General features: G+C 37.4%; 2 protein-coding genes. Both read left to right on the top strand.

Going from position 1 to position 1111, the window contains the following annotated elements:
• On the top strand, positions 1-519 hold a 519-nt coding region (locus EV697_RS09775), incomplete at its 5' end, for an L-ribulose-5-phosphate 3-epimerase (RefSeq protein WP_132025107.1).
• Positions 513-1111, top strand: a 599-nt coding sequence (locus EV697_RS09770) for an L-ribulose-5-phosphate 4-epimerase (RefSeq protein WP_132025105.1), incomplete at its 3' end; no start/stop codon positions are given. The genes EV697_RS09775 and EV697_RS09770, both read left to right, overlap by 7 nt.

Genomic DNA, 1111 nt, shown 5'->3' with positions numbered 1-1111 from the left:
GCTGGCTATGATGTTTATTACGAAGAGCAAGATGAGATAACAGTTAAACGTTTTCAAGAAGGACTTGAATGGGCAGTTGAATTGGCGGCAAGTAATCAAGTAACACTCGCAGTTGAAATTATGGATACTCAATTTATGAGCTCAATTAGCCGTTGGAAGAAATGGGATAAATTGATTAATTCGCCATGGTTTACGGTATATCCTGATTTAGGGAATTTATCGGCTTGGAATGATAATGTGGTAGAAGAGTTAAAGCTAGGTATAGATAAAATCTCAGCTATTCATTTAAAAGATACTTATAAAGTGACTGAAACCTGTAAGGGGCAATTTAGAGATGTACCTTTTGGAGAAGGTTGTGTTGATTTTGTTAGTTGTTTTAAAACTTTAGCTGAATTGAATTATCGAGGTGCATTTTTAATTGAGATGTGGACGGAGAAATCAGAAGAGCCGATTGCTGAGATTATTAATGCCCGCCGTTGGATTGAACAAAAAATGAAAGAAGGAAATTTTCCATGTTAAGAGCTTTAAGAGAGAAAGTATTAAAAGCCAACCTTGAATTACCTAAACATAAACTTGTTACCTTTACTTGGGGAAATGTGAGTGAGATAGATAGAGAAACAGGTATTATTGCGATTAAACCGTCAGGTGTTGATTATGATGTTATGACAGCTGATGATATTGTGCTTGTTGATTTACAGGGAAACAAAGTGTGGGGAGAAAAGAAACCCTCTTCTGATACCGATACCCATTTAGAATTGTATCGTCAGTTTTCGGATATTGGTGGCATTGTTCATACTCATTCTCGACATGCGACTATTTGGGCACAAGCAGGAGAGGCTTTGATTGCGGCAGGTACTACCCATGCGGACTATTTTTATGGTGCAATTCCTTGTACTCGTAAAATGACGAGAGAAGAGATTGAGGGGGATTATGAGCTTGAGACAGGTAAAGTGATTGTGGAAACCTTTCAAAAGAGCGGTATAAATCCTAAGGATATTCCAAGTGTACTTGTTCATTCTCACGGACCTTTTTCTTGGGGAACTGATGCGGATAATGCGGTACATAATGCAGTGGTTTTAGAAGAAATTGCTTATATGAATTTATTTACACG

Origin of the sequence: Bisgaardia hudsonensis (assembly GCF_004345785.1) — a bacterium.
In the GTDB taxonomy this organism is placed as follows: domain Bacteria; phylum Pseudomonadota; class Gammaproteobacteria; order Enterobacterales; family Pasteurellaceae; genus Bisgaardia; species Bisgaardia hudsonensis.
The sequence above is the reverse complement of the archived record's forward strand: the minus strand, read 5'-3'. Positions and strand labels throughout refer to the sequence as shown.